This window comes from Sulfitobacter sp. UBA4523, assembly GCF_002388305.1.
GTDB classification, from domain to species: domain Bacteria; phylum Pseudomonadota; class Alphaproteobacteria; order Rhodobacterales; family Rhodobacteraceae; genus Sulfitobacter; species Sulfitobacter pontiacus.
In genome coordinates this window covers 154,175-157,622 of record NZ_DGMH01000065.1, presented here as the reverse complement: position 1 = coordinate 157,622, position 3,448 = coordinate 154,175, and the positions used below count along the sequence as shown (strand labels likewise).

The window sequence follows — 3,448 nt, the reverse complement described above, 5'->3', positions numbered from 1 at the left end:
TCCCCATCGTTTCCTGCGCGGCCGCCGATGCTTCGAATTCGAATGCAGCTGCGGCTTGTGCTGACCGGTCGCTTGGATTGAGCAAGGCCCGAGCTGCGCGAAGAAAGCTAAACCGACCCACCTCGGAGTCCGTCATGCCAACGACGCCTGCGTTGTCATCCAATGCGCGGTTGCCAGTATCATCGGAACGGCCGCTGTTGCCGTTGCCATTCCCGCGTCCACCACCCACGTGATCGAGCAGAGTGCGGGTGAATTCATCGACGGACGTGCTGCCGCGGATCGCATCAGCTGCCAGCTGCTGCGCCGAATACTGCTCGCCCATTTCCAGCAATGCCGCAACGCGGGTCTGCTCGGCTTCTTGGCCGCGCGTCACCAGCGCCTGTGTTTCGGATGCCCGCTCAAGCACCTCGATCTCTTCCACGATGTTGCCGTTGTCGTCCACCTTGGCACGGACCAGGTGACCGGCTGCGTTGCGGAGAATGCGAATGTTCATATCGCCTGATCCTTCTGTTTCAGTTTGCGCTGTGCGCGTTTGAGAATGGTTTGGAGTATTGAAGCCATCGCCGGTCGGTTCCTCTGGCGGTTCCCCCGCCGATCGACCGACCCCCACGGATGCATCCGCAGGAACGCTCACCATCGAGATTTCAAACGGCTCCCAATTGGTGATCGTGACCTTGTCGCGCTCACCTTCGACCTCTTCGGTTTTGATTGCGCGCACGAAGTAACCGACCGACACGTGACGGATTACACCGTCCACAATATCGGCCCAGATTTCGGCAGCCTTGGCGGAACGGCCGAACCGCAAAACGGCACGGCCGCGGCGATCGCCGTCGACAGACGACGTCTCGACCACACCGATCTGGATGTCTGGGTTGTGGTTCCAGAGCACGGCCGCGCCGTTGCGCAGGCGCGCGTCCGACATTGCCCCCGGCGAGTGGTCGAGAATTTCATCGCCGAACCAACGTGCGACTGGCTCCTCAGAGCTGAACGCCACCTCAACGGTGCGCGCCTCTTCATCGATCGTGCGCACAGCCGCCTGCCGGCGCAAAGGTGCCCCGCCGCGGTTGGCGTTGACCTGCTCCACGGTCACGGACCGGGTCAGAGCTGCACCGATCAACGCAGCGGCCAAGCCGCTATTCGTCGTCAGGAGTTTCATTTTTGTCATCGGACTCGTCCTCTTCTTGATTTGCGTCGCCATCTGGCGGCCGAACAGCGCCAGGCACCACGCCCAGAACCGAGGCCATGATGAAGTCATCGGGAATACCGGCCTTGCGCATGGCTTGGATATCGTCGGCGTAGGTGCGCCAGGTGGTGTCAGGATCATCACCGCGACGTCGGATGATTTCAGACGGCGATGTGAGCATGTTGTTCTTGGCATCGATTTCCGCTTTCACGTCCTTGGTCGGATCGACCCATGCCCACCGACGGCCTTGCCAATAGACATCGCGGAACTTCTCGATGCGCTCCGGACGCAGCCGGATCGAGTTATTCACGACCAGCCCCATCAACAGCGCCGGCTCGAGCGCCGACTGATAGCAGCGATCGATCAACGTCTCGATCAGCCACTCTTGCAGATCCATCCAATGGTCGCGCTCATCCAGGACGCCCTGGCGGATCGAGCTGAAGTTGACACCTTCAAGATCGTTGGCGAAACTGACGTAGGCCACGCCCATGCCGGCACCGGCACCGCGCAGCATCGACTTATGGAACGGGGCGAACTCGCCGGAGGGATACTGCTGGGTGAATGCCTTGGATTTCAGACCCGTCGGCAGCTCTTGGAACACACCACCCGCGCTTTCGATGTAGAGCTCTTCGTCCTCTTGCATCTCTTCATCGGGTTCCGGCCCGTAGCCTTCCTCCCACTCGAGGAAACCACCGACCGACGCGCCGGTCCGCGCGCTGGTCAGCGCCGCATTTTCCAACCCGCCCAGCATGTGCAGACGCCACAGCGACGTGGCAGCCCAGGGAATGCCCCGGCGCTGGCCCGCAATATCTTCCAAGAACCCATGAATGATCTCATCGGCCGGCACCCGATCGAGGCTGGTCCCGTTGAACGTGTAGCCGGAACCGGCCGGATCGCCCGTCATGAAGTAGAATGCCAGCGGCCGGCCTTCCCGGCTGAACTCAATCCCCTGGCGCACGAAGCGACCATTGGCGAGACGATCGACGTTGTAGTCTACCGGGCACCGCTGCGGATCCAGAACCTGCAGCGCATAGCGCATGGGCCCCGCGTTACGGCCGCGGATTTCGCGGATCATGAACTCGCCGTCTTTTGCAGCGGTTTTGACCGCCCCCTTGCAGATCATCCGGAAGCTGCGCTTGCCCGTGATATCGCAGTTCGACGCGCGCTGCCATTTGCGCCACCACGCCTCGAGCGCTTCGTTTGCCCCCCGATCGAGCGCACCGTTATTGTCACGCGCCTGCGCCTGAAGCGCAAAGCCGCGGTGCCCGACAATATTCTGATCGCACAGACGCAGGAACGATTTCAGATAGTCGTTCTTCTGTGCCTCCTCGCGCGAGCGCGCGACCAGTACACGCTGATTGCGGTCGATGACCTGGTCAGCTGTCAGCGGAGTGGTTGACCAATTAGACGTGAGCCTGTCCGAGATCGCAGCATCGAACCCGCGCTTACCCACCGCGGGGCGCATCGGCTTATTGCGCCGGCTCACCTTCGGGATCGAGCTCTCGACCATGACCACGGGCGCGCTCGGCTCCTGGCGATTGCCCTCGCCGGAATCGCGCGCTTTATCAAAACCAAACATCAGCGACCAAACCTCACTTTAACCTGCCGGCCGGTCAGACGTCGGCGTTTTCCATTGGGGCTCTCTCGCGCGATCTCGCGCTTGTACCGATCGCGCAGCAACATCAGGTCAGCGATCGATGTACGGACCAGCGACCGGCCGTTGATCGCGTAGCTTTCCTGATCCTTCGTCGCGCGCCCCTCGATGACCGCCTCGATCGAGGCAAGCACTCGCTGCGCGTGACCACGTGCCTCAAACCCGGCATGGACCGACACCAGATCCGCAGCGATGGTCAGCTGGCCGGCTTCGACCTCATGCACATCCTCCCCAGAGACGGCACGGACCGACACCGCATAGGTGCCAGCGTCCCAACCCGAGGTCACGGCCGCGGTTTCGGCGAACAAATGCCCAGACCCGAGCGGTGCCGCTTCCAGATCGATCGAAGACGGACCACGGATGATCGCCGTCAACGTCCACTCCGGTGCCGGATATGCATCGACATGCACCTCGGCCTTGATGCTTAAGCCGGCCGTGACTGAGCTGGGAAACTGATGGAGCAAACCTGACTACCTATTGCTGATCCGCCCTGATCCACGAGGTCGTGTGCGGCGCGTTTTACCTCGCCTAGTCTTGCGAGCCTTTGGCTTCGCTTCCTCTGGCGGTTCCCCCGCGACCGTTTCACCCTCCGCAACATGATCGTCGTCGGG

Annotated in this window: 3 protein-coding genes; all 3 read right to left on the bottom strand. The window is 61.9% G+C overall.

From position 1 onward, the window contains the following. Window positions 1-1,165 (bottom strand): HK97 family phage prohead protease (locus tag B3849_RS15760; RefSeq protein WP_286780421.1); only part of this gene is annotated, 1,165 nt, incomplete at its 3' end. Then, window positions 1,134-2,762 carry a phage portal protein gene (locus B3849_RS15755; protein WP_278425598.1) on the bottom strand — a complete coding sequence of 543 codons (1,629 nt, stop codon included), beginning with the start codon at window positions 2,760-2,762 and terminating at the stop codon, window positions 1,134-1,136. The genes B3849_RS15760 and B3849_RS15755, both read right to left, overlap by 32 nt. After that, a complete protein-coding gene (locus tag B3849_RS15750) occupies window positions 2,762-3,301 on the bottom strand; it encodes a hypothetical protein (protein ID WP_278425597.1) in 540 nt (179 codons plus the stop codon). The genes B3849_RS15755 and B3849_RS15750 overlap by 1 nt, the downstream gene beginning before the upstream one ends. Window positions 3,302-3,448 lie beyond the last annotated feature (147 nt).

Excerpts from the sequence above, each read along its gene's own strand:
- B3849_RS15755 (WP_278425598.1), bottom strand. The coding sequence starts at position 2,762 with ATGTTTGGTTTTGATAAAGCGCGCGATTCCGGCGAGGGCAATCGCCAG.